The sequence below is a fragment of the Synechococcus sp. A10-1-5-1 genome, from assembly GCF_023115425.1.
Taxonomy (GTDB): Bacteria; Cyanobacteriota; Cyanobacteriia; order PCC-6307; family Cyanobiaceae; genus Vulcanococcus.
The window spans coordinates 1,137,124-1,159,534 of the sequence record NZ_CP096032.1 but is presented as its reverse complement, the minus strand read 5'-3'; the positions used below and the strand labels follow the sequence as shown (position 1 = coordinate 1,159,534).

The 22,411-nt window shown below is 64.7% G+C and carries 21 protein-coding genes and 1 tRNA gene; 15 read left to right on the top strand and 7 right to left on the bottom strand.

What is annotated here, in order from left to right; genetic code table 11:
* Positions 1-12 precede the first annotated feature (12 nt).
* Positions 13-834 (top strand): dehydrogenase, encoded by an 822-nt coding sequence (locus MY494_RS06360; protein WP_247911856.1) that lies wholly within the window; start codon positions 13-15, stop codon positions 832-834.
* Here the strand turns inward: MY494_RS06360 and hemF are convergent.
* Positions 793-1,770 (bottom strand): oxygen-dependent coproporphyrinogen oxidase, encoded by a 978-nt coding sequence (gene hemF / locus MY494_RS06355; RefSeq protein WP_371820713.1) that lies wholly within the window; start codon positions 1,768-1,770, stop codon positions 793-795. The two genes, MY494_RS06360 and hemF, sit on opposite strands and share 42 nt — an antisense overlap.
* Before the next feature lie 284 nt (positions 1,771-2,054).
* Between hemF and MY494_RS06350 the strand changes: the two genes are divergently transcribed.
* From MY494_RS06350 to MY494_RS06315, 8 genes are all read left to right on the top strand, one after another.
* Positions 2,055-3,155 (top strand): Mrp/NBP35 family ATP-binding protein, encoded by a 1,101-nt coding sequence (locus tag MY494_RS06350; RefSeq protein ID WP_247911854.1) that lies wholly within the window; start codon positions 2,055-2,057, stop codon positions 3,153-3,155.
* A complete protein-coding gene (rodA, locus tag MY494_RS06345) occupies positions 3,155-4,441 on the top strand; it encodes a rod shape-determining protein RodA (protein ID WP_247911853.1) in 1,287 nt (428 codons plus the stop codon). The genes MY494_RS06350 and rodA overlap by 1 nt, the downstream gene beginning before the upstream one ends.
* Positions 4,441-5,793, top strand: a complete 1,353-nt coding sequence (locus MY494_RS06340; RefSeq protein WP_247911852.1) for a sensor histidine kinase — start codon at positions 4,441-4,443, stop codon at positions 5,791-5,793. The genes rodA and MY494_RS06340 overlap by 1 nt, the downstream gene beginning before the upstream one ends.
* Positions 5,794-5,914: 121 nt before the next feature.
* A complete protein-coding gene (locus tag MY494_RS06335) occupies positions 5,915-6,337 on the top strand; it encodes a photosystem I reaction center subunit II PsaD (RefSeq protein WP_247911851.1) in 423 nt (140 codons plus the stop codon).
* 98 nt (positions 6,338-6,435) lie between these two features.
* Entirely contained in the window at positions 6,436-7,956 is a 1,521-nt protein-coding gene (locus MY494_RS06330) for an anthranilate synthase component I family protein (RefSeq protein ID WP_247911850.1), read from the top strand.
* Positions 7,953-9,110, top strand: a complete 1,158-nt coding sequence (gshA, locus tag MY494_RS06325) for a glutamate--cysteine ligase (protein WP_247911849.1) — start codon at positions 7,953-7,955, stop codon at positions 9,108-9,110. Before MY494_RS06330 ends, gshA begins: the two co-directional genes overlap by 4 nt.
* A complete protein-coding gene (ppc, locus tag MY494_RS06320; RefSeq protein ID WP_371820699.1) occupies positions 9,107-12,133 on the top strand; it encodes a phosphoenolpyruvate carboxylase in 3,027 nt (1,008 codons plus the stop codon). Before gshA ends, ppc begins: the two co-directional genes overlap by 4 nt.
* Positions 12,134-12,145: 12 nt before the next feature.
* The gene (locus tag MY494_RS06315) at positions 12,146-12,613 is read left to right on the top strand and encodes an N-acetyltransferase (RefSeq protein ID WP_247911848.1); all 468 of its coding nucleotides are present in this window, start codon (positions 12,146-12,148) and stop codon (positions 12,611-12,613) included.
* A 58-nt stretch (positions 12,614-12,671) separates the two neighbouring features.
* On the opposite strand, the gene MY494_RS06310 is transcribed toward MY494_RS06315, so the two are convergent.
* Positions 12,672-12,745 (bottom strand) — tRNA-Arg (locus MY494_RS06310).
* Positions 12,746-12,864: 119 nt separating this feature from the next.
* Here MY494_RS06310 and recF point away from each other — a divergent pair.
* From recF to MY494_RS06295, 3 genes are read left to right on the top strand one after another with little or no spacing between them, the layout of a single operon-like run.
* Positions 12,865-13,953 (top strand): DNA replication/repair protein RecF, encoded by a 1,089-nt coding sequence (recF, locus tag MY494_RS06305; protein WP_247911977.1) that lies wholly within the window; start codon positions 12,865-12,867, stop codon positions 13,951-13,953.
* Positions 13,954-13,979: 26 nt separating this feature from the next.
* The gene (speD, locus tag MY494_RS06300; RefSeq protein WP_247911847.1) at positions 13,980-14,456 is read left to right on the top strand and encodes an adenosylmethionine decarboxylase; all 477 of its coding nucleotides are present in this window, start codon (positions 13,980-13,982) and stop codon (positions 14,454-14,456) included.
* 57 nt (positions 14,457-14,513) lie between these two features.
* On the top strand, positions 14,514-14,837 hold the full coding sequence (locus MY494_RS06295) for a Rho termination factor N-terminal domain-containing protein (RefSeq protein WP_247911846.1): 324 nt from the start codon (positions 14,514-14,516) through the stop codon (positions 14,835-14,837).
* Here the strand turns inward: MY494_RS06295 and larE are convergent.
* Positions 14,827-15,705, bottom strand: coding sequence for an ATP-dependent sacrificial sulfur transferase LarE (gene larE / locus MY494_RS06290; protein ID WP_371820698.1), 879 nt, complete (start codon positions 15,703-15,705; stop codon positions 14,827-14,829). The genes MY494_RS06295 and larE overlap by 11 nt on opposite strands.
* A gap of 17 nt (positions 15,706-15,722) precedes the next feature.
* Here larE and MY494_RS06285 point away from each other — a divergent pair, with 17 nt between their 5' ends.
* Positions 15,723-16,922 (top strand): cob(I)yrinic acid a,c-diamide adenosyltransferase, encoded by a 1,200-nt coding sequence (locus tag MY494_RS06285; protein WP_247911845.1) that lies wholly within the window; start codon positions 15,723-15,725, stop codon positions 16,920-16,922.
* Between the two features lie 49 nt (positions 16,923-16,971).
* On the opposite strand, the gene moeB is transcribed toward MY494_RS06285, so the two are convergent.
* Together moeB and MY494_RS06275 are read right to left on the bottom strand one after the other, a co-directional pair.
* Positions 16,972-18,144, bottom strand: coding sequence for a molybdopterin-synthase adenylyltransferase MoeB (moeB, locus tag MY494_RS06280; RefSeq protein WP_247911844.1), 1,173 nt, complete (start codon positions 18,142-18,144; stop codon positions 16,972-16,974).
* 25 nt (positions 18,145-18,169) lie between these two features.
* A complete protein-coding gene (locus MY494_RS06275) occupies positions 18,170-18,646 on the bottom strand; it encodes a M67 family metallopeptidase (RefSeq protein WP_247911843.1) in 477 nt (158 codons plus the stop codon).
* 42 nt (positions 18,647-18,688) lie between these two features.
* Here MY494_RS06275 and MY494_RS06270 point away from each other — a divergent pair, with 42 nt between their 5' ends.
* The gene (locus MY494_RS06270; protein ID WP_010314878.1) at positions 18,689-19,054 is read left to right on the top strand and encodes a CAAD domain-containing protein; all 366 of its coding nucleotides are present in this window, start codon (positions 18,689-18,691) and stop codon (positions 19,052-19,054) included.
* Positions 19,055-19,080: 26 nt separating this feature from the next.
* Here MY494_RS06270 and MY494_RS06265 read toward each other — a convergent pair whose 3' ends face one another.
* Positions 19,081-19,986, bottom strand: coding sequence for a fructosamine kinase family protein (locus MY494_RS06265; RefSeq protein WP_247911842.1), 906 nt, complete (start codon positions 19,984-19,986; stop codon positions 19,081-19,083).
* Between the two features lie 37 nt (positions 19,987-20,023).
* Here MY494_RS06265 and crtD point away from each other — a divergent pair, with 37 nt between their 5' ends.
* Entirely contained in the window at positions 20,024-21,526 is a 1,503-nt protein-coding gene (gene crtD, locus MY494_RS06260; protein ID WP_247911841.1) for a C-3',4' desaturase CrtD, read from the top strand.
* On the opposite strand, the gene MY494_RS06255 is transcribed toward crtD, so the two are convergent.
* A complete protein-coding gene (locus MY494_RS06255) occupies positions 21,523-22,383 on the bottom strand; it encodes a prephenate/arogenate dehydrogenase (protein ID WP_247911840.1) in 861 nt (286 codons plus the stop codon). The two genes, crtD and MY494_RS06255, sit on opposite strands and share 4 nt — an antisense overlap.
* Positions 22,384-22,411 lie beyond the last annotated feature (28 nt).

Below are 22,411 nucleotides of genomic sequence, written 5' to 3'. Positions count from 1 at the left end.
CAGGATGGCCCGATGAGGTTTCCCCGGCGCCGCACGCTGCTGTTGGCCAGCCTGGCTGCCGCCAGCTTGGCTTTGGCCGCTGACGCGCAGGCCCCCGCTCCAGCCCCCGGTGCCGCGGATGCCCTGACCGGGCCTCGCGGTCGTTTGGGGCGTGATTGGATTGGGGCCCGGCAAGTCGCCAGTACGGTCCCGATCTTGGTCATGGCTGGCCATGCCGATTCCCAGAAGATCCCCGGCTCTGGGACCTCGGGCTATTCCGTGGATATCCGCGGAGCCCGGCCGATGCAGCCCGGCATCCGTGACGAGCTCTATTGGAATTTGGAGGTTGCTCGCCGCGTCGTTCAGCTCGGCCGCCAGCGCGGCCTAAACATCCGCTTCTATGACCCTCCGGCGCGCACGATCGTCAATGGCGACGATCCGCGTACGAATTGGAGTGTGGGTAAGGCCCACGCCGAAGCAGGGGGCTATGCCCTCGAGATTCATTTCGATGCCTACGGGCCTGATGGGATTGGCTCTGGGGTGATCCCTGCCCTGCATCGCCCCTTGAGCTCATTGGATGAAAGCTTGGCGGTCGCTTTTGGGGGCTATCCCCTGGGCTTCCGTGGTGGATTGGGCGGTCCGAAACGGGGCATCACCCTGCTGGAGATCGGAAAGCTCGAGGCTCCGCTTGAGCCTGCCCTGCGCAATCCCCGCAGTCGCGATCAAGCCCTGGCGGTGATCAGTGAACGGGTTGTGGCTGCCTTGGAGGCTGGTTTAGGCCGCCACCGCTTGGTGGCGGCACCACCGCCGGTCTCAGCTCACGGCGCCGTGGGGTTGGCACCGACCCAACAGTGAGTTGTCCCCGAGCCAGTTCTGGGGCTTGGTGAACAGGTCGGTGAGTAGGGCCTCGCGGCTGCCAGCCTCTGCCTTGTAGCCGTATTCCCAGCGCACCAGGGGTGGCAAGGACATCAGGATCGACTCGGTACGGCCATTGGTTTGAAGGCCAAAGATCGTGCCCCGGTCGAAGACCAGGTTGAACTCCACGTAGCGGCCGCGGCGATAGAGCTGGAACTGACGCTCCCGCTCCCCGTAGAGGGTGTTCTGCCGTTTCTCGATGATCGGCACGTAGCTGGGCAGGAAGGCGTTCCCGCAGGCACTGGCCAGGTTGAACAGCTGCTCCCAGCTCTGCTGGATCTGACCGACGCCCTGACCGGCGGCAGCGGCTGGGCCTTCCGGTGCTTGGCCCTTGTAGAGGACGCCCCGAGGATCTTGGTAGTCGTAGAAGATTCCGCCAACACCGCGGGTTTCATCGCGGTGCTTCAGATAGAAGTACTCGTCGCACCAGGGCTTGAACACCTGGTAGTAGGCGGGATTGACGCTGTCGCAGGCGTTCTTGAGGGTTTGGTGGAAGTGCTGGGCGTCCTCAAGGAACGGGTAATAGGGGGTGAGGTCCGCGCCGCCGCCAAACCACCAGACCGGACCCGCTTCGAAGTAGCGGTAGTTGAGGTGGACGGTGGGGATGTAGGGATTGCGGGGGTGCAGCACCATCGAGGTGCCGGTGGCATACCAGCGGTGACCTTTGGCTTCGGGGCGTTGGTTGAGGATCGAGGGGGGCAGCTCGGTGCCCTCCACCTCGGAGAAGTTCACCCCTCCCTGCTCGAACACCCGGCCGCCTTTGATCACGCGGGAGCGGCCCCCACCGCCTTCCGGGCGAACCCAGCTTTCCTCTTCAAAGCGTCCGCCGCCGTCGAGTTGCTCCAGGCCAGCGCAGATCGAATCCTGCAGGCCCATGACTAGGGCCCGGGCCCGCTCCCGGGAGTTCGCGGGAGGCGCCTCAAGAGCGACGGGGCTGGAGGTTGCCGAGGTCTCACTCGCCAGCTTGGCCTTGGCACGGGACAGCAGACCCTTCAACATCGATGCTCGCGCCGTGAGGCATGGGGATTCACACCACCTTTTCAGTCCAACCCGCCGCTGCACAAGTTTTCGAGAGGGTTCGTGATCCCACCCCTCTGGTGTTCTGGGGATGCCTGAGCTGGCCAGCGCTTTTAGGATCCGGGGCACCGTGTAATCGCCCGATGGCCAGCGCAGACCAGGCCCTGACAGAGGCCCTCGCCGCCCTCGAGCCCCTGAAAGACGCCGGGACCGGCCGCAGCCTTCTCGAGCTGCAGTGGATCCAACAGGTCCGGGTCCAGAACAATCGCGTGGTCTTTCAGCTCGCCCTGCCCGGCTACGCCGCGTCCCAGAGGGATCGGATTGCCGCCGATGCGCGCGGTGCCCTGCTGCAGCTGGGTGGCATCGAAGACGTGCAAATCGAGTTGACCCAGGCGCAGCAGCAGGCCTCACCCCATGCCGGTGCGCCCATCGGGGCTGCGGGCCATGGCGGCGGTGGTCCCGAGCGCCAGGCCATCCCGGGCGTCAAACAGGTCATCGCCGTCAGCAGCGGCAAAGGCGGCGTGGGCAAAAGCACCGTGGCGGTCAATCTGGCCTGTGCCCTGGCTCAGACCGGTCTCAAGGTCGGCCTGCTCGATGCCGACATCTACGGCCCGAACGCACCAACGATGTTGGGGGTTGCCGATCAAACCCCCCAGGTGCGAGGCAGCGGCAACGAGCAGGTCTTGACCCCCATTGAGAGTTGCGGCATCGCCATGGTTTCGATGGGGCTGCTGATCGATGCCCATCAGCCCGTGATCTGGCGCGGCCCGATGCTCAACGGCATCATTCGCCAATTCCTCTACCAGGTGGAGTGGGGCGAGCGGGATGTGCTCGTGGTTGACCTCCCGCCGGGCACCGGCGATGCCCAGCTCAGCCTGGCCCAGGCGGTTCCCATGGCTGGCGTGATCATCGTCACGACCCCTCAGATGGTCTCCCTGCAGGATGCACGCCGTGGCTTGGCAATGTTCCAGCAGCTCGGCGTTCCGGTGCTGGGTGTGGTGGAGAACATGACGGCCTTTATCCCTCCGGATGCACCGGAGAAGCGCTACGAGCTCTTTGGCTCCGGTGGGGGGCAGTGCCTGGCGGATGAGAGTGGTGTGCCGCTGCTGGCCCAGTTGCCGATGGAGTTGGCGGTGGTGCAGGGCGGAGATGGTGGTCGCCCCGTGACCATCAGTGCGCCGGAGTCGGCAACGGCCGCCGCCTTTGCCGCGCTCGCGACACGTCTTCCTGTCACCGTCCGCTGATGACGCTCTCGGGCTTCTGGGATCGCCGCCGCGGAGGCCTGCTTTTCAAAAGAGATGGACGCAGGCGTCGCTGGTTTGCCGGCGTCGACAAAATTCTCTGGTGGATTCCCCTGGCGATGATTTTCATCGCCGGATTCCTGATCGCCAGCACCCAGCGTCAAGCCGGTTACGCCGATTGGTACCAGCACTGGGTGACGGCCGCCGTGGGTTTGGTCATCGCCCTGCTGCTCGCCAAGGTCCCGGTGGAGCGGATCAGCCGCTGGACCTGGCCCATTTACGGGGCCATGGTCGCCAGCTTGATCGCCGTGCGCCTGATTGGGGTTAGTGCTCTGGGTGCCCAGAGCTGGATCAATATCGCTGGCTTCAATGTGCAGCCGTCTGAATTCGCGAAGATCGCGACGATCCTCCTGTTGGCGCAGGTCCTGTCGCGCCACCCCGTTGAGCGGCCCGTGGATCTGGTTCGCCCGGTCGCGACGATCAGCATCCCCTGGTTTCTGGTCTTGATCCAGCCCGACTTGGGCACCTCCTTGGTGTTTGGGGCGGTCTTGCTTGTGATGATGTTTTGGTCGGGAATGCCGGGGGCCTGGGTGGTGCTCTTGATCTCCCCGGTGGTCACCTCGGTCCTTGCCGGGGTCTTCCCCTGGTCGCTGATGCTCTGGATTCCCGCCATGGCGGTGGTCGCGTCGCGCTCGCTCCCTTGGAAACGCCTCGCCCCCCTGGCGGTGCTGGCCATTCAGGGGTTGTTCGCCGTGGGGACCCCGTGGCTATGGAACAACTTCCTGCAGCCCCACCAAAGGGACCGCCTGACCCTGTTCCTGGATCCCAACAAAGACCCCCTGGGCGGGGGCTATCACCTCCTTCAGAGCACCGTGGGCATTGGCTCAGGAGGCTGGTTCGGCACCGGCCTGCTCCAAGGCCATCTGACCCTGCTGCGCTTCATCCCTGAGCAGCACACCGATTTCATCTTTAGTGCCCTGGGGGAGGAGACGGGCTTTTTGGGTTCTGCTCTGGTGGTTCTGGGCTTCGTTGCCTGGATCTGGCGGTTGTTGCAGATCGCCGGCCAGGCCCGCACGGATGTGGGGTCCTTGGTGGTGATCGGCGTGGGGGCGATGGTGATGTTCCAGGTGGTGGTGAACATCAATATGACCATCGGCTTGGGTCCGATCACAGGGATCCCTCTGCCCTGGTTGAGTTATGGCCGATCAGCCATGTTGGTCAACTTCATTGGCCTAGGCCTGTGCGCCTCGGTGGCCCGGGGGATTAAGCAGCCGGCCAAGCGCCGCTGATGGCTGCTCTGGAGTGCAGTTTTGAAGCGGTGCGGCGCCAGTTGGCCCATCGGATGCCAGCCGGTCGCTGCGATGAAGACAGCGTGCGGCGGCAGTGGTGGGCCGCCTTGGCGACGCTCCAAGAGGATTTCTTGCTGCCCCTAGGGGCGCAGCCCGGGGTTTGGTTGGCCTCTCCGCTCCCGGCCCTCTATGAACCCACGCTGCTGCAGCAGTTTCAGGGCTGGGTCTGGGCTCCACCCGAACTCAAGGACCTGCTGCAGAACACCTCCCCCTTGTTGCCGGCCGCGGCGGCCACCCCTTCGGTCAGTGGGGGGTTTCAGCGCTTGGCCCTGGAGGACAGCGATGGCACGGATCCCCTGTTGGTGCTGATCACTCCGAAGCTGCAGATGGCCATGGCCCTGGTGGGGCAAGTCCAGGAGCGTCAGCTGGTGGTTCGCTTTGACCCTCCCACCCTCTCAGCAGCGCTATCGCTGTTGGATGAACGCCTGCAAGACAGCGATCCGCAGCAGGGGCAGGCCCTGCGCCAAGCGATTCAGGCCCTGGGTGGCTTGCATAACGACGAGCAGCTGGCGCAGCTGTTTTGGCCCCGCTTGGCCGAACGCCTGGCGGCGATGGCTCCAAGCCTGACTCTGCAGCCCTTGGTGCACCGCAGCAGTGGTACCGAGAGCAGCCCAAGCCCCAGCAGTGAATTGGCCCTTCTTGAGGCCTTGACCCACGAGGTCCGCACACCCTTAGCCACGATTCGCACCCTGATTCGTTCCTTGCTGCGGCGCGGAGACCTCACAGATTTGGTGCGCAAACGGTTGCACCAAATCGATGGGGAATGCAGCGAGCAGATCGATCGCTTTGGCTTGATTTTTCTTGCGGCTGAACTGCAACGGGAGCCGACCAGGGCTGCGCCCGCCCATGCCTTGGCCCGGACCGATCTCAGTCAGCTCCTGGGTCAGTTGGAAACCGGGTGGAGGCAGCAGTTGCAGCGCCGCGGCCTGAACTTGGAGCTCTGTCTGACCCCGGAGCTCCCTTCGGTGCTCTCCGATCCAGCGCGCCTGGAAACGGTCTTGGGGGGGCTGATGGATCGCTTCAGCCGCGGTCTGCCCGCTGGAGCGGTGGTGCAGCTGAGCCTTCAACCCGCCGGGGCCCGTCTGAAGTTGCGGCTGAGTGCCGCCGCCTTGACTTCAAGCGAGGGTGAACAAGACCTGCATCAGCGTGTGGGACCTGTGTTGAGTTGGAACCCAGGGACCGGCAGTTTGCAACTGAGCCGTCAAGCCACGCAGCGCCTGTTTCACAGCCTGGGAGGACGGTTGGCGGAGCGCTCTGGAAATGACCTCACGGTCTTTTTCCCAGTGGCCTGATTCAGGGGGCATTGTTGACGGGTGTGAAGAGAGGGGCGGCAGCTTTAGTTCCCCCGAAAACACGGTGCTAGCTTCCGACTGAAACGGTCTGCGGTCTGCCGACACCCCCTCCGGAACAGCCATGACATTGAGCGGTCAACTCCCGAAGTACATCGGCAGCACCGGCGGTCTGCTCAACGCCGCTGAGACCGAAGAGAAGTACGCCATCACTTGGACCAGCAGCAAGGTCCAACCCTTCGAGCTGCCCACCGGTGGTGCTGCTCATATGAATGAGGGCGAGAACATCATGTATTTCGCTCGCAAGGAGCAGTGCCTGGCCCTGGGCACTCAGCTGCGCACCAAGTTCAAGCCCCGGATCGAGGACTACAAGATCTACCGGATCTTCCCCGGCGGCGACACCGAGTTCCTGCATCCCAAGGACGGTGTGTTCCCCGAGAAGGTGAACGAGGGTCGTCAGATGGTGGGTCACAACGCTCGCCGCATCGGTGAGAACGGCAACCCCGCCAGCATCAAATTCACCGGCAAGAACACCTTCGATTCCTGATTTAGGACCTGCACTGCTGCGAGCAGCGGTCGGTGCTTCAACCTCTATAAAGGCGGGGCTAAGCGCCCCGTTTTTTTTGCCTGCCCGTCGTCGTAGTGATGCCCTCTCCTGACCGCGCGACTGTTCTGGCCCAGGCCAAGGAGGGCAGCAATTACATCCCGATTTGGCGCACCTGGCCGGCGGATCTGGAAACGCCCCTGACCACTTGGCTCAAGGTGGGGGCCGGCAGTGCGCACGGCGTTCTGTTGGAGTCGGTTGAGGGTGGTGAGCAGATTGGCCGCTGGAGCTTTGTCGTCAGTGATCCGCTCTGGACCCTGAGCGTGCGCGGTGAGGCGGCTGAACAGTGCTGGCGCGATGGGCGCCGCAGTGCCCTCAGCGGCAATCCTTTTGATCTTCTGCGGGACACCCTGGCGGCCTATGACGCCCCAGCGGTCCCTGGACTGCCCCCCTTGGGGCAACTCTTTGGTTTTTGGGGCTACGAACTCATTCGTTGGATCGAACCCAGCGTTCCGATTCACCCCACCGATCCAGAGGGGCCGCCCGATGGGTGTTGGATGCTCGCCGATAGCTTGCTGGCCTTCGACCAGGTCAAGCGTCAGCTCACGGCGGTGGCCTACGTCAATCTCCAGGACGAGCCCGACGCCACGGCGGCCTACGACGCTGCGGTGGCTCGCCTGGATGCGCTGGAGCAGCGCATGCATCAGCCCCTGCCCTCAGGCGTGACACCCCTGGATTGGCGCGATGACGCGGCGGTGGATCTCCCCACCACCAGCAATCGCAGCCGCGATGAATTTGAAGCGGCCGTGCTGACGGCCAAGGAGCACGTCGCCGCTGGGGATGTCTTCCAGCTGGTGATCAGTCAGCGCTTGGAAACACCGGTCGAGCGGGACCCGTTTGAGCTCTACAGGAGCCTGCGGATGGTGAATCCGTCTCCCTACATGGCCTTCTTCAATTTTGGAGGCTGGTACCTGATTGGCTCAAGCCCGGAGGTGATGGTGAAGGCGGAGCCCATGGCCGATGGCAGCGGCCGGGTCAAGGCCTCCCTACGGCCGATCGCCGGCACCCGGCCGCGGGGCAGCAACGAAGCCGAGGACTTGGCTCTTGAGAAGGATCTGTTGGCCGATCCCAAGGAGCGAGCCGAGCACGTGATGCTTGTCGATCTTGGTCGGAACGACCTGGGTCGCGTCTGTGTGCCGGGCAGCGTCAGCGTCAGTGAGTTGATGGTGATTGAGCGCTACTCCCACGTGATGCACATCGTCAGCGAGGTGGAAGGTTTGCTGGATCCAGGCCGGGATGTTTGGGATCTGTTGATGGCCTCTTTCCCCGCGGGCACCGTCAGTGGCGCTCCCAAGATCCGGGCGATGCAGCTGATCCATGCCCTAGAGCCCGATGCCCGGGGCCCCTACTCGGGGGTCTACGGGGCCATGGATCTCAGCGGAGCCTTGAATACAGCAATAACGATTCGAACCATGGTGGTCTTACCGGATGGCGAAGGGCGCTGGCGCGTGCAGGTCCAGGCCGGCGCCGGTCTGGTGGCTGATTCGGTCCCGGCCTCGGAATACCAGGAGACCCTGAATAAGGCCCGGGGCATGCTCAAGGCCCTGGCTTGCCTGGCATGAGCTCCCCCCTGTTGCTCAAGGGCTTTGAGGTCGAGCTCTACACCGGCCGCCCGGACGGCACGGTGGTGGGTTGCTCCGCTGAAGTGGCATCGGCCCTGGAGGGCTTTGTCACTGAGCCCGACTGCCGAAACCTCGAATACATCACGCCCCCCGAGGCCAGCTACGCCACGCAGTTGGAGTTGCTGCTGGAGCCCCGCCGCCGGTTGCGCCCTTGGCTGGCCCAGCGCGGGCTTACCCTGCTCCCAGGCAGCACCTTGAGCACGGGGGATAGCCAACGCTTCGAGCGCTCGGACCCCGAGAACCCTTATCACGCCTACATCGAGTCGTCCTATGGCACTCGGGTGGTGACGGCCAGCGTGCACATCAATCTCGGCCTGACGGATCTCGATCAGCTGTTTGCGGCCTGTCGCTTGGTGCGTTGTGAAGCGGCGTTGCTGCTGGCCTTGAGCGCCTGCTCGCCGTTTGTCGATGGGCAGGTCACGGGTGCCCATTCCCAGCGTTGGTTGCAATTTCCGCTCACACCGGAGCAGGTTCCCCTGTTCCTGAACCACGGCCACTACATCGCGTGGGTGGAGGAGCAGCTGCAGCTGGGCACGATGCAAAACGTGCGTCATCTCTGGACGTCTGTGCGCCCCAACGGCGAGCGACGCCCCTACGACCTCAATCGCTTGGAGATCCGAATCTGTGACCTGGTCGCTGATCCCCAGTTACTGCTGGCGCTGACGGCCTTTGTGGAGCTGCGTCTTCACCAGCTCCTGCGGGACTCCTCCGGCTGCGACCCGCTCTTGGCGAGTGGTTTGGACCCCCAGGCCCTCGCGGCCTTAGCGGATTCCAATGATCAGGCCGCAGCCCGCAGCAGCCTGGACGCCGAATTGCTCCACTGGCGTGATGGATCGCCGATCGTGGCCCGCGATTGGATTGCTGCTGAGCTCGATGGGATGCAGGCCCTCGCCAGTGAGCTGCAGCTTGCTGAGCTGCTGACGCCGCTGCAACAGGTCTTGGCCCAGGGCAATCAGGCGATGCAATGGCTCCACTCCCATGCCCAGGGTGCGTCCGTGGCGGAGCTGATTGCCTCGGCCGCAGCGGATCTTGAGCAGCTGGAAACCCGTCTTGGTGCCCTAAGCACCAGCCCCGAAACGGGCGCTTTGGGATGATCATGCATCGCACCCCTGCCGAAACCGCCTCTATGGGGCCCACCCTCGCCGCAACTGAAGCCTCTGCTCCTGCGGCTGAGCCTCGGGTCACCCGCCTGCTTGGGGACCGGTTGGAGTTGGTTGAAGACCTCTGGCAGACGGTGCTGCGCAGTGAATGCCCTGCCCCTCAGGCAGAACGCTTGCTGCGGATGAAAGAGCTGAGCAACCGCATCGATGGCGGAGCTCCCGATCAGGCTTCTGAAGCAGCGACAGAGGGGATCGTGCAGCTGATCCGGGATATGGATCTCTCGGAGGCGATTGCCGCTGCCCGCTCCTTCTCCCTTTACTTTCAGCTGGTCAACATCCTCGAGCAGCACATCGAGGAGGACAGTTATCTCGCCAGCCTGAGGCCCCACCACGCCGAGGAACTGAGCGATCCGTTTGTTCCGCCCCTGGCGAGCCAGACCTCGCCCGCGACCTTCCGCGAGCTGTTTACTCGTCTGCGCGGTCTTGGGGTGCCGCCGGCACAGATTGAGCAGCTGCTGCAGGAGCTCGATATCCGCCTGGTCTTTACCGCGCACCCCACGGAAATCGTTCGCCACACCGTCCGCCACAAGCAACGCCGGGTGGCCTCTCTGATCCAGCAGCTTCAGAAGAGTCAGCTGTTGCATCCCGAGGAGCGCGACAACCTGCGCCAGCAACTCGAGGAAGAAATCCGCCTCTGGTGGCGTACCGACGAACTGCACCAGTTCAAGCCGTCGGTCCTCGATGAGGTCGATTACGCCCTGCACTACTTCCAGCAGGTGCTGTTTGAGGCGATGCCTCAGCTGCGCCAGCGGATTCGCACGGCCTTGGGCTCCAACTATCCCGACGTGCTGCCTCCGAGCGATGCCTTCTGCACCTTCGGCTCCTGGGTCGGATCGGACCGCGATGGCAACCCCTCGGTCACCCCTGACATCACCTGGAGGACGGCTTCGTACCAGCGCCAGTTGATGCTCGATCGCTACCTGGCCGCGGTGGAAGACCTCCGCGATCAACTGAGCATTTCGATGCAGTGGAGCCAGGTCAGTGCGCCCCTGCTCGAATCCCTCGAGATGGACCGACTCCGCTTCCCGGAGGTCTACGAAGAGCGGGCCGCTCGCTACCGGCTTGAGCCCTATCGCTTGAAGCTCAGCTACGTCATTGAGCGGTTGCGGCTCACCTTGTCCCGCAACCAGCAGCAGGCTGCTGCTGGTTGGGATGCCCCCCATGAACCGAGGCCGGCCCAGCCCGACTTTGGCCACCAGGGCGCCATGCCCGCTCCCCCGGCACCGGAGTTGCACTACGGGACGGTCGATGAGTTCCGCACCGATCTGGAGCTGATCAACGAGAGCCTCCAGGGCACCGGACTGAGTTGTGAGCCGCTCGACAACCTGATCGCCCAGGTGCACACCTTTGCGTTCTGCCTGGCGAGCCTGGACATCCGCCAGGAGAGCACCCGCCATAGCGATGCCCTCGATGAGCTGACCCGTTATCTGCAGATGCCAACGCCCTACGGGGAGATGGATGAGGAGCAGCGCATCAGCTGGTTGATGGCGGAGCTTCAGACCCGCCGGCCTCTGATCCCTGCGGCCGTGAAGTGGAGTGCCTCGACGGCGGAAACCTTCGACGTGCTGCGTGTCGTACAGCGCCTCCAGCAGGAGTTCGGGTCACGGATCTGCCGCACCTACGTGATCTCGATGAGTCACACGGTCTCCGATCTTCTGGAGGTGTTGCTGCTGGCCAAGGAGGCTGGCTTGGTGGATCCGATGGCCCAGCGCTCCGATCTGCTGGTGATCCCCTTGTTTGAAACGGTGGAGGATCTCAAGGCCGCTCCGGATGTCATGGAGCGCCTGTTCAAGGAGCCCTTCTACCGCCAGCTTCTGGCCAGCTCCAGCCCCACCGGCCGGCCGCTCCAGGAATTGATGTTGGGTTACTCCGACAGCAACAAAGACTCCGGCTTCCTCTCCAGCAACTGGGAGATCCACCAGGCCCAGATCGCTCTGCAGCAGCTGGCCAGCCGCCACGACGTCTCCCTGCGCCTGTTCCACGGCCGCGGTGGTTCCGTCGGACGGGGGGGTGGTCCGGCCTACCAGGCGATCTTGGCTCAACCCAGCGGCACCCTGAATGGCCGCATCAAAATCACCGAGCAAGGGGAGGTCTTGGCCTCCAAGTACTCCTTGCCGGAGTTGGCCCTCTACAACCTGGAGACGGTCACCACCGCGGTGATTCAAAACAGTTTGGTGACCAGTCACGTCGATGACACTCCGGACTGGAACGCATTGATGGTGCGCCTGGCGGCCCGCTCCCGCAGCCACTACCGCTCACTGGTGCATGAGAACCCCGATTTGGTGGGCTTCTTCCAGCAGTGCACTCCGATTGAAGAGATCAGCAAGCTGCAGATCTCCAGTCGTCCTGCCCGTCGCAAGAGCGGCGCCAAGGACCTCTCAAGCCTGCGCGCCATCCCCTGGGTGTTTGGTTGGACCCAAAGCCGCTTCCTGCTCCCCAGCTGGTTCGGGGTGGGCACGGCTCTGCAGGATGAGCTCAGCGAGGATCCCGGCCAGATGGAGTTGTTCCAGCAGCTCTATCAGCGTTGGCCCTTCTTCCGGATGCTGATCTCCAAGGTGGAGATGACCCTCTCGAAGGTCGACCTGGATCTGGCCCACCACTACGTCCAGTCCCTGGGTCGCCCGGAATCCCGTGAGGCCTTTGAAGAGATCTTTGCGGTCATCGCCCGCGAGTTCGTCTTGACCCGGGACCTCGTTCTGGGGATCACCGGCCATGGGCGCCTTCTGGATGGGGACCCAGCCCTGCAGCTCTCGGTTGAGCTTCGCAACCGCACCATCATTCCGCTCGGCTTCCTGCAGGTGGCCCTGCTGCGTCGTCTGCGGGATCAGAACCGCCAGCCCCCCATGAGTGAAGAGGCGGCCAGTGATGACGGCCGGACCTACAGCCGCAGTGAGTTGCTCCGCGGCGCTTTGCTCACCATCAACGGCATTGCCGCAGGCATGCGCAACACCGGTTGAGGCACGGCTGCGGTGCTCGACTCGCTTTTGATCCCCTTTCGCTCACAGCCCCAGCCTCCGGTTTTGCCCGAGGGTTACATCCTTGATGGGCAGCAGACCCCAAGCGGGGGGGAGCTGAACCGTCTCCTGGTTCAGTGCGGGGACCCCCAGCGGTTGGACGAGCGGCTGGAGCAAGCCCTGGCCCGCAGCAACTGGCAGTTCAGCGTGCGCAATCCCAGTGGTGTGTTGGTGGGTTTTGTGCGAGCCACGAGCGACCTCGCCCTCAACGCCAATCTTTGGGATCTCTCAGCCGATCCGGTTGACCCTGCGCAGGCCCAGGTGTTGCTGGTGATCGTCCATGCCGCGATGGCCCGGCTGCGCCGCGAATTGCCCGGTTGCAGTATTTCGGTGGCGGCCCCCAGCGTGGCCCTCGACGCGCTGAAGCGAAACGGATTTGTCGTGGACCCCGGTGGCATTCGGGCCATGGGTCTGCGCCTCTAGGGCAACAAAAAACCCCGCCGCAGCGGGGTGGTGTCGGTGACTGGTCTGGACCTGTTCACGAGCATGGAGGGACTCGAACCCCCGACCCTCAGAACCGGAATCTGATGCTCTATCCAACTGAGCTACATGCCCATACGCCCTGAGCAAGTTCAGTTGCTCAGATGGGTCGTGTGCAGGCAGCAGACCGCCGTCACCGCCTTACCTTACTGGTCAGACGGCCCCAGAAACCCATTCGGCTGCATCGCCTGGAGCTGCGTCAGTTCCGTAATTACGGAGAGCTGAGCCTGACCCTCGAGGCTCCGCGGTTGCTGGTGATTGGTCGCAATGGCGAGGGCAAATCCAACCTGCTGGAAGCGGTGGAGCTGCTCGGGAGTCTCCGCTCCCACCGCTGCAGCAGCGACCGGGATTTGATTCGCCAGGGGGAGCGTCAGGGCTTGATTGCTGCCGACTGCACAGGCGGAGATCGCTTGGAGTTGGAACTGCGCCGCCAGGGGGGACGACAGGCCCGGCGAAACGGAAAGGTGCTGGAGCGTCAGCACGAGTTGATCGGCCCCTTGCGCTGCGTGGGCTTCAGCGCCTTGGACCTGGAGCTGGTTCGAGGTGAACCGGCCCTGCGACGGCAGTGGCTCGATCGGGTGGTGCTGCAGCTGGAGCCGGTCTATGCCGAGTTGCTCAGCCGCTATGGCCGGCTTCTGCGTCAGCGCTCCCAGCTGCTGCGTCGAGGGTTCCCCCAGTCGCAGCTCGATGGGCTGCTGGATGCGTTTGATCAGCAGATGGCCTTGATCGGAACGCGGTTACACCGCCGGCGGCTGCGGGCCCTGCGGCGTTTGGAGCCCCTGGCCCAGGCTTGGCAGCACCGCCTCAGCGATGGCCGTGAGCTCTTGGGGTTGCGGTATCGCCCCGGCAGTCAGCTCGAGGGGGAGGAGGCGGAGGCGCCCTGGCGGGACGCCTTGGCTGAGCAGTTGCTTCAGCAGCGTCCCCAGGAGCTGCGACTGGGCCAGTGCAGCGTCGGTCCCCATCGCGATGAGGTGGCGATGGAACTTGGGGGCCAGCCCGCCAGACGCTATGGATCAGCGGGACAGCAGCGCACCTTGGTGCTGGCCTTGAAGATGGCTGAGCTCGAGCTGGTGCATCAACTCTGGGGCGAGCCCCCGTTGCTGCTGCTCGATGACGTCCTGGCGGAGCTGGATCCCGGACGGCAACAGCTGCTGCTGGAGGCGGTCGGCGAGGGCCATCAGTGCCTCGTGAGCGCAACCCACCTGGGTGCCTTCAACGGCGGATGGCACCAGGGTTCTCAGGTGGTCACGGTTGAGGCAGGAGCGCTGCTCCCTGGCCAGTAAAGTCTTGAACTCTTTGCCTCACGTTGATGAGCCAAGCAGCCTGTCTCCACCCCAACCCGGGATGGACTGGAGCTGAGACGTTCTCCGCTAGCCCCCAAGCACCCAGTGCCACCGACATGGTGGGTAAACACTGCATTCTCGAGCTGTACAACTGCGACGCAGACAAGCTCGACGACGAAGCTTTCATCAGGAACGCCCTCACCATCGCTGCGAAGCGTGCTGGCGCGACCCTGCTCAATCTGATCACCCACCACTTCCAACCTCAGGGTGTGACGGGGCTGGCCCTTCTGGCCGAATCCCATATCTCGATCCACACGTGGCCTGAATCGGGCTACGCCGCCGTGGATGTGTTCACCTGTGGTGATCACACCATGCCGGAGCGGGCCTGCATTGTGTTGAGCGAAGAGCTCAACGCTGGTAACTACAAGCTCAAGAGCTTCCGCCGCGAAACCCCCGTAGCTGTGGCTGATGCCGAGCGGGACCCCGATCTCGTGGCGGCCTGATCGCGACTGGACCCTGAGCCCTCCCGCAGTGGAGGGCTTTTTTGTGCCTACGCATTGGTGGCGCGCCCGGGGGTGATTGGTTGTAATGCCGCCAATCTCGATCTCTCCCCCATGCAGGAGATCACCTTTGCGGTTGAGGCGGCCCTACTGACCGGCGGCAGCCTGGCGCTGTTGGCTCTGGCCTCCCGGGTCCCCGCTGCAGCGGATCAAGCCATCGCGGCTCCGGAAGAGCCGTTGAGGGCCCATCGCCCCCCGTCTCCCCGTGGAGAGTTGGAGGGGCAAACGGTGGTGCAGCTGCAGCAGCTCGCCCGCGCCCGCGGGCTCTCCGGCGTCAGTCGCCTGCGCAAGGCGGATCTGATTGATCAGTTGCTCAGCGCTTGAGGGCCCGATTGAGCTTTCCGCTGACTAAGCCCTCGAGATCCAGGCTGACGGCGCTAAACCCCAGGGCCAGTAGGGCCTCGACGACGGCGCCGCGGGTGGGTTCTGCCACCAGGCGTTGCAGGGCTGAAGGGGGCACTTCGATGCGGGCGGTTTCCCCTTGGCTGCGCACCCGCAGCTCCTGAAATCCCCGCTCCCGTAGCCAGGCTTCGGCGGCGCCCACCCGCTGGAGCCGCTCGGCGTTGATGCCTTCGCCGTAGGGGAAGCGCGAGGCCAGGCAGGGCTGGGCTGGCTTGTCCCACCAGGGAAAGCCCAGCGCCCGCGAGAGGGCACGCACCCCCGCCTTGTCGATCTGAAGTTCGGCCAGCGGCGAGCAGACCCCCCGTTCGCGGGCCGCTTCGATGCCAGGGCGATGGTCGCCGAGGTCATCGCGGTTGACGCCATCGAGAACGGTGGAGGAGCGCCAGGGTTCGCTGAGTTGCCCCACCAAATCAGCAATCACGCTGTGGAGTTCGCGCTTGCAGGCGTAGCAGCGGTTGTCGGGGTTGCTGCTGTAGGCGGGATCGCTGAGTTCAGCGGTGGGGAGCTCCTGCTGCTGGATGCCCATCCAGGTCGCCTGCTGCTGCGCTTCTGCGCGTAGATGGGGAGCGAGGGCCGGTGAGATGCCGGTGACCGCCAGGGCGCGATCCCCCAGTTGTTCAGCTGCGATGGCGGCCACCAAGGCGCTGTCGACTCCGCCGGAGTAGGCCACGATGGCCGCTGGGAGCGATCCGATTCGCTGCCGCAGAGCCTCCAGGGCCTCCGCTAAGGAAGGCTCCAGTCGTTCAACGATGGGGTGCCCTGGCTTCAAATCACTCTCGTTAGGATCCAACGGTAAGAGGCGCGTCGATGGCTCCGCAGGCAACCTCTGCCAGCTCCACCCGCAGCACCGGGCGCGGCATTGGGATTCGGACCGCCGCCGATGGAAGCGAGCGCAGCCGCGGCCAAGTGCACGTTTATGACGGCGAAGGGAAGGGCAAAAGTCAGGCGGCCCTGGGCGTGGTCCTGCGCACCATCGGCCTGGGCATCTGCGAGCAGAAGCAAACCCGGGTTTTGTTGCTCCGCTTTTTGAAGGGGCCCGGCCGCTCCTATGACGAAGACGCGGCAATCGAAGCCCTGCAGCAGGGTTTCCCTCACCTGATCGATCAGGTCCGCACCGGCCGCGGGGAATTCTTTGGCGTGGATGAGGTCACCCGCGTCGATCTCCAGGAGGCCCAGCGGGGCTGGACCATCGCCAAGGGGGCGATCGCCAGCGAGCTCTATTCGGTGGTGGTGCTCGATGAGCTCAACCCCGTGCTGGACCTCGGTCTGCTGGACACCGAGGAGGTGGTCCGTACCCTCTCAGCCAAGCCCGCGGGCATGGAGGTGATCGTCACCGGCCGCGGCGCCCCGCGTCCCCTGGTGCAGATCGCTGATCTCCATTCGGAGATGCGCGCCCACCGCCGCCCCGACACCCCGGAGCTCGAGGAGCAAACCGGTGAGCCCGTTCTGGCCGGCCTGGAGGGGGTCGAGGTCTACACCGGCGAAGGCAAAGGCAAATCCACCAGTGCCCTGGGCAAGGCGCTGCAGGCCATTGGCCGCGGCATCTCCCAAGACAAGAGCCATCGGGTCTTAATCCTGCAGTGGCTCAAGGGCGGTAACGGCTACACCGAGGACGCGGCCATTGCGGCCCTGCGCGAGAGCTACCCCCATCTGGTGGATCACCTGCGCTCCGGCCGTGATGCCATCGTCTGGCGCGGCCAGCAGCAGCCGATTGATTACGTCGAAGCGGAGCGGGCTTGGGAAATCGCCCGCGCGGCGATCTCCAGCGGCCTCTACAAAACGGTGATCCTCGATGAGATCAATCCCACCGTTGATCTCGAGTTGATTCCGGTCGAGCCGATCGTGCAGACCCTGCTGCGCAAGCCGGCCGAAACCGAGGTGATCCTGACCGGGCGCTGCAAGCACCCACCGGCCTACTTCGATTTGGCGAGCGTTCACTCCGAGATGGTCTGCCACAAGCACTACGCCGAGCGGGGCGTGGACCTCAAGCGCGGCGTCGATTACTGATCGCGGACCATGAAAAAAGCCCGGGTTGCCCCGGGCTCAGGTCCTGTGGTTAGTAGCGGGGGACGGAGCTGTCCACCTCTTGGCTCCAGGCATCAATGCCGCCGGCCACGTTGATGCCCTCGACGCCATGGCGCTTCAGTGCGATCAGGGCCTTGGCACTGCGGCCGCCCAGCTTGCAGTGGGCATAGAGCTGCTTGCCTCTGGTGAGCTCCTTAATGCGATCAATCGCGGTTCCGTTTTCGATTTGATCGAGGGGAATGAGCTGGGCGCCAGGAATGACGGCAATCTCGGCTTCGGGGGGATTGCGAACGTCGATCAGCACCATCGAGGAGGTGTCCCCATCGAGCAGGGTCTTGAGCTCGCTGACGCTGATGCTCTCGACGGAACCGGCTTCCTCTTGGCCAGGGGCGGTGCCGCCCACACCACAGAACTCCTGGTAGTCGATCAGCTTTTCGATCACCGGACGCTCCGGGGTGGGGCGCAGCTTGAGCTCCCGGAACTTCATGCCGAGGGCATCAAAGAGCAGCAGCCGGCCGCTGAGGGTGGTGCCAATGCCAGTGATGATCTTCACCGCTTCGGTGGCTTGAATCACGCCGATGATTCCGGGCAGAACGCCCACCACGCCCCCTTCAGCGCAGGAGGGGACCATGCCCGGCGGCGGGGGCTCGGGGAAGAGGTCGCGGTAATTGGGGCTCTCGCTATCCAGGTTGAACACCGTGGCCTGGCCTTCAAAGCGGAAGATCGAGCCGTAGACATTGGGCTTGCCCAGCAGCACACAGGCGTCGTTCACCAGGTAGCGGGTGGGGAAGTTGTCGGTCCCGTCGCAGACGATGTCGTAGGGGCGAACGATGTCCAGGGCGTTCTCGCTGCTGAGGGCCGTCTCATAGAGATCCACCTGGCAGTGGGGGTTGATCTCGAGAATCCGCGCTTTGGCCGATTCGATCTTGGGCTTGCCCACCCAGCTGGTGCCATGGATCACCTGGCGCTGCAGGTTGGAGTGATCCACGACGTCGAAGTCGACGATGCCGATGCGGCCAACGCCGGCTGCGGCCAGATACAGAAGGAGTGGTGAGCCCAGGCCGCCGGTGCCAACGCAGAGGACGGAAGAGGCTTTGAGCCGCTTTTGGCCCTCCATGCCCACTTCCGGCAGGATCAGGTGGCGCGCAAAACGGGCCACCTCATCGGGGCTCAGCTCGATGCCGGTGGTGTCAAGGGGAAGCATGGAGTGCCGATCGCTTTCCAGCTCACTACTTTCCCAAACGCTGGTCCCCTGCGGCCAGCCCCTGCCGTAAAGGCAATTCGCGTGGTTCGCTCGGACCCTCCTCCCCTGAGATCCACCAGGCCCGCCAAGGGTTCTGCTCCAGGCCCGAGCGAATGAGCATCAACGTGGGTCCGAAACAAAGCTCCAGGTCGGTGGCCGACGGGATGGCGGGACTGGTGGGGTGGCTGTGGGCGGCACCGATCACCTGCAGTCCTTTCTCCCTCGCCCAGCGTTGCGCCAGCAGCTGCTCCCTCGGGTCGAGCTTGAAGCGGTGATCCCGTTCCTGGGCGGGCTCCCAGCTGTTGCAACAGGGCCAAACCCGATGCAGCTCCAAGGTTGTGCCATTGGTTTGGCCCAGCAACAGAGCGCATCCCTCCTCGGGGCAGGCCGCTTGCAGGGTGCGCTCCAAAACGATCAGGCAATGACCATCGACGCGCAACTGGTCTGGCGCTTGGGCAGTCACCCGGATACCTTGTGTCGAGGTTTTTAATCCAAGCCCATCCTGATGACCGACGACAGCAACGATCTGAAGGAATCGGCCACCCCCGCTGCAGAAGAGGCCGGCGCCAACTTCACCGAGCGCTACACCGAGGTCCTGAGCAAGGTCAACGAGACCCTCGACAAGGTGGACTGGAACCAGATGGGCCGCATCGGCAAGGGTGTCGGCGTTCTGGTGATCGTCATCGTTGCCCAGGTGCTGATCAAGGGCGTTCTCGACACCATCAACCTTCTGCCGGTTGTTCCTGGTCTGCTGGAACTGCTGGGTCTGGTGGTGGTCGGTCAGTGGAGCTGGAAGAACCTGACCACCAGTGACAAGCGCACTGCCGTGATCAACAAGGTGCAGGGTCTGCGCAAGGAATACCTCGGCTGAATTCAGCAGCTGACCAATCGCTGCCGTTAGTGCCACTCGCGCAGCAGCGCGGTGATGCTGGCGGCACTTTGCTGCCAATAGCCACCGCCAAAGAGATTGGCGTGGTTGAGCAGGTGATACAGGTTGTAGAGCTCGACCCGCTGCTGGTGGCCCTTCTCTAGGGGCCATTCTTGTTCGTAGCCCGCGAAAAAGCTGCGGGGGAATCCGCCGAAAAGCCGGGCCATGGCTAGATCCACCTCCCGGTCTCCGCGGTAGACGGCGGGGTCAAAGATGCTGCCCCGACCGTCCTGGAGCAGGGCGGCATTGCCGCTCCAGAGGTCGCCGTGGACCAGGGCCGGCTCAGCGTGGTGCTCCGCCAGCCAGAGCGGGACCCGCTCCAGCAGCTCCTCTGCTCCATGGAGCGTCTTGCCCGAGGCTGCCGCCCAGCGCAGCTGGGCTCCCAGCCGCTGCTCGGCGAAAAAGCGTCCCCAGCTCTCCCCCCAGCGGTTGGTCTGGGGACCAGAGCCGATGAAGTTATCGCGCTCCCAGCCGAAGCGTCCGTCATGGCCCTGCAGGCTGCCGCGGTGCATCCGGGCCAGGCCCGCACCCAGGGCCCCCCAGGCACCGGTTTGATCGGCCGGATGACCAAGTTGCAGCCAATTCAGCAGCAGAACGGCCTCCGTTCCGGCCAGGCCCAGGCCGCAGGGTTGCGGAGCCAAGAGCCCTGATTCACCCTGCTTGATGGCGCTGCTTAGGGCCTCCAGGCCCTGGGCCTCGGCGTCCAGTACTGGCAGCAGCGCGGCCCGGTTGGTTTTGGCGAAGAGCTCTCGCCCATCGGCCAGGGTCAGACGCCAGGCGCTGTGGATGCAGCCACCACCCACCGGCGAGCGCTCCAGTAGTCCCACTCCCGTTGTGGCCTCGATCCAGTCGGAGAAGGCCTGCGGGCTGGGCACGACGCGGTGGAGGTAGGGGCGCTGCCAGCATGCCGCGATGGGCAAATCCTGTGATGTCGCAGTGGTCGGGGGGGGCATCGCGGGCCTGACCGCCGCCGCTCTGCTGGCTGCCGAGGGCCTCCAGGTGGAGTTGCTGGAAGCCCACAGTCAGACGGGCGGCTGTGCAGGCACCTTTCGCCGCGGTCCCTATGTCTTTGATGTGGGCGCGACCCAGGTGGCGGGCTTTGAGCCGGGGGGCATCCATCAGCGCCTGATGGCCCATTTCGGGGTCCCGCTCCCCAAGGCCACACCCCTGAATCCCGGCTGCAGCGTCCAGCTCAGCGCCGCTGAAGACCCGGTTCGGCTCTGGCGGGATCCTGAGCGTTGGCGTCTGGAGCGCCAACGCCAGTTTCCTGGAAGCGAACGCTTTTGGTCCCTCTGCGCCTTGCTGCACAGCAGCAATTGGGCCTTCGCGGCCAAAGATCCGGTGCTGCCGCCTCGGACCCTCTGGGATCTGCGCCAGCTGCTGGGTGCTGTGGGGGCCGGCACCCTGGCCAGCGGACTTTTCACGACCGCCACGGTGGCGGACCTTTTGGTCCTCAGCGGTTGCGGGGGGAATGCGCGCCTGCGCCGCTTCCTCGATCTCCAGCTACGCCTCTATTCCCAAGAGCCTGCTGATCGCACGGCGGCTCTCTACGGGGCCACGGTGTTGGCGATGGCCCAGGACCCGCTGGGGCTTTGGCATCTCCACGGTTCGATGCAGCAGCTCTGCTTGGCGCTTGAGCAGGTGCTGGAGGCCAACGGGGGGAGCCTGCGCTTACGCCACCGCGTCAGCCAGCTGCGCCCTGGTGCCAGCGGCTGGCAGCTTCACGGCGAGGGGCCTGGTCAGAAGCCCTTTGCACTCGAGGCGGCCGATGTGGTGTGCACGCTGCCGCCCCAAGTGCTGCCCCAGTTGTTGGGGGAGGCCCTGCCTGCGGCCTACGGCCGGCGCATTGCCAGCTTCCCGGATCCCTCTGGGGCCTTGGTGCTTTATGCCGCGGTGGATCGCGATCGGCTGCCGCCAGATCTTGGTCTGCATGCCCAGCTGGATTGGCAGGACCCTGGCAGTGTTTTTCTCTCCTTCAGCGCCGAGGGCGATGGACGGGCCCCGGCGGGCCAGGCGACCTTGATCGCCAGCGTCTTCACTCCCGCCAAGCCCTGGTTTGGCTTGCCTGAGCCGGAGTATCAGCGCCAGAAGCAGCAGGCGATGGCGGGAATTCAGGCGGCGCTTGAGGCTTTCTTCGGCCTGAAGCCCGAGGACTATCGCCACGCTGAGCTGGCCACACCGCGGGGCTTTGCCGGCTGGACTGGCCGCCCCTTTGGCTTTGTCGGTGGCTTGGGGCAGCACCCCAGTCGTTTTGGCCCCTTCGGTCTGGCCAGCCGCAGTCCCCTGAGCGGACTGTGGCTTTGTGGGGATGCGATCTATCCCGGTGAGGGCACTGCAGGGGTGAGCCTCTCGGCCTTGATGGCTTGCCGGCAGCTGCTGCAGAGCCAGGGGCGCTCTTTGGATCTCAAGGCCTAGAGAAATTCAGGCCGCAGGGTGTGGCAGTGGGTCAGCTGCTGCTTCAGGGTCTCCCACTCCTCCCCATCCACCAGGGCCTGCAGCTGCTGCAGTTGCCGTTGGTACTGCTCCAGGGCCGCCAGGACCGCGGCGCGGTTGGTGCGGGCCATCAAGGTGCCCAATTCGGGATTGCCGCCGCCGATGCGGCTGGTGTCGGCAAAGCCACTGGAGGCCAGGGCCCGCACGAGGTTGCCGGCCTGGGCCGCGCGTCCCCCCTGATCGGCGCTCTGCAGCAGGGCGGCACTGACCAAGACGGGCATGTGAGAGATCAGGGCGACGGCCTGGTCATGGGCCGCGGCTGGGCATTCCAGCCAGTGGGCTCCTGCGGTTTCAGCGAGCTCTCGGATGGCCATCAGGGCGGCTGGATCGGTCTGCGCTGTTGGGGTGGCGACCCAGGGGCGCCCTTGGAAGAGCCCGGTGAGACCGGCTTCGACGCCTGAGTGGGCTGTGCCCGCCATTGGATGGCTTGGCACGAAACGCCCGTGAAGTCTGTCCCAGCACTCCTGGATGGGCTGTTTGACCGATCCCACATCCGTGATGACCGCGTCCGCCGGCAGAGCCGCCACCAGGGCGGGGTCGGGATCCAAAAGGCGGTCGAGCGGTAAGGCCAGGATCACCAGGGCGCAGTCCTGGAGCACGGCCGGGCTGGTGTCGATCTGCTGGGCCAGCCCGCGTTCCCGGGCGCGCTCAGCGGTGCTTTGGCGATGCACCAAGGCCCGGACCTCGAGCCCCTGGGCTTGTAGATCCAGGCCTAGTGATCCTCCGATCAACCCCAGGCCGACGATCCCGATGGGTCGCTCTCGCCAGTGGGTTGCCATCGCTGAACAGATGTCTCGCCCCAGCTTC

Excerpts from the sequence above, each read along its gene's own strand:
- MY494_RS06360 (WP_247911856.1), top strand. The coding sequence starts at position 13 with ATGAGGTTTCCCCGGCGCCGCACGCTGCTGTTGGCCAGCCTGGCTGCC.
- hemF (WP_371820713.1), bottom strand. The coding sequence starts at position 1,770 with ATGGGCCTGCAGGATTCGATCTGCGCTGGCCTGGAGCAACTCGACGGC.
- MY494_RS06350 (WP_247911854.1), top strand. The coding sequence starts at position 2,055 with ATGGCCAGCGCAGACCAGGCCCTGACAGAGGCCCTCGCCGCCCTCGAG.
- rodA (WP_247911853.1), top strand. The coding sequence starts at position 3,155 with ATGACGCTCTCGGGCTTCTGGGATCGCCGCCGCGGAGGCCTGCTTTTC.
- MY494_RS06340 (WP_247911852.1), top strand. The coding sequence starts at position 4,441 with ATGGCTGCTCTGGAGTGCAGTTTTGAAGCGGTGCGGCGCCAGTTGGCC.
- MY494_RS06335 (WP_247911851.1), top strand. The coding sequence starts at position 5,915 with ATGACATTGAGCGGTCAACTCCCGAAGTACATCGGCAGCACCGGCGGT.
- MY494_RS06330 (WP_247911850.1), top strand. The coding sequence starts at position 6,436 with ATGCCCTCTCCTGACCGCGCGACTGTTCTGGCCCAGGCCAAGGAGGGC.
- gshA (WP_247911849.1), top strand. The coding sequence starts at position 7,953 with ATGAGCTCCCCCCTGTTGCTCAAGGGCTTTGAGGTCGAGCTCTACACC.
- ppc (WP_371820699.1), top strand. The coding sequence starts at position 9,107 with ATGATCATGCATCGCACCCCTGCCGAAACCGCCTCTATGGGGCCCACC.
- speD (WP_247911847.1), top strand. The coding sequence starts at position 13,980 with ATGAGCCAAGCAGCCTGTCTCCACCCCAACCCGGGATGGACTGGAGCT.
- MY494_RS06285 (WP_247911845.1), top strand. The coding sequence starts at position 15,723 with ATGGCTCCGCAGGCAACCTCTGCCAGCTCCACCCGCAGCACCGGGCGC.
- moeB (WP_247911844.1), bottom strand. The coding sequence starts at position 18,144 with ATGCTTCCCCTTGACACCACCGGCATCGAGCTGAGCCCCGATGAGGTG.
- MY494_RS06270 (WP_010314878.1), top strand. The coding sequence starts at position 18,689 with ATGACCGACGACAGCAACGATCTGAAGGAATCGGCCACCCCCGCTGCA.
- crtD (WP_247911841.1), top strand. The coding sequence starts at position 20,024 with ATGGGCAAATCCTGTGATGTCGCAGTGGTCGGGGGGGGCATCGCGGGC.
- MY494_RS06255 (WP_247911840.1), bottom strand. The coding sequence starts at position 22,383 with ATGGCAACCCACTGGCGAGAGCGACCCATCGGGATCGTCGGCCTGGGG.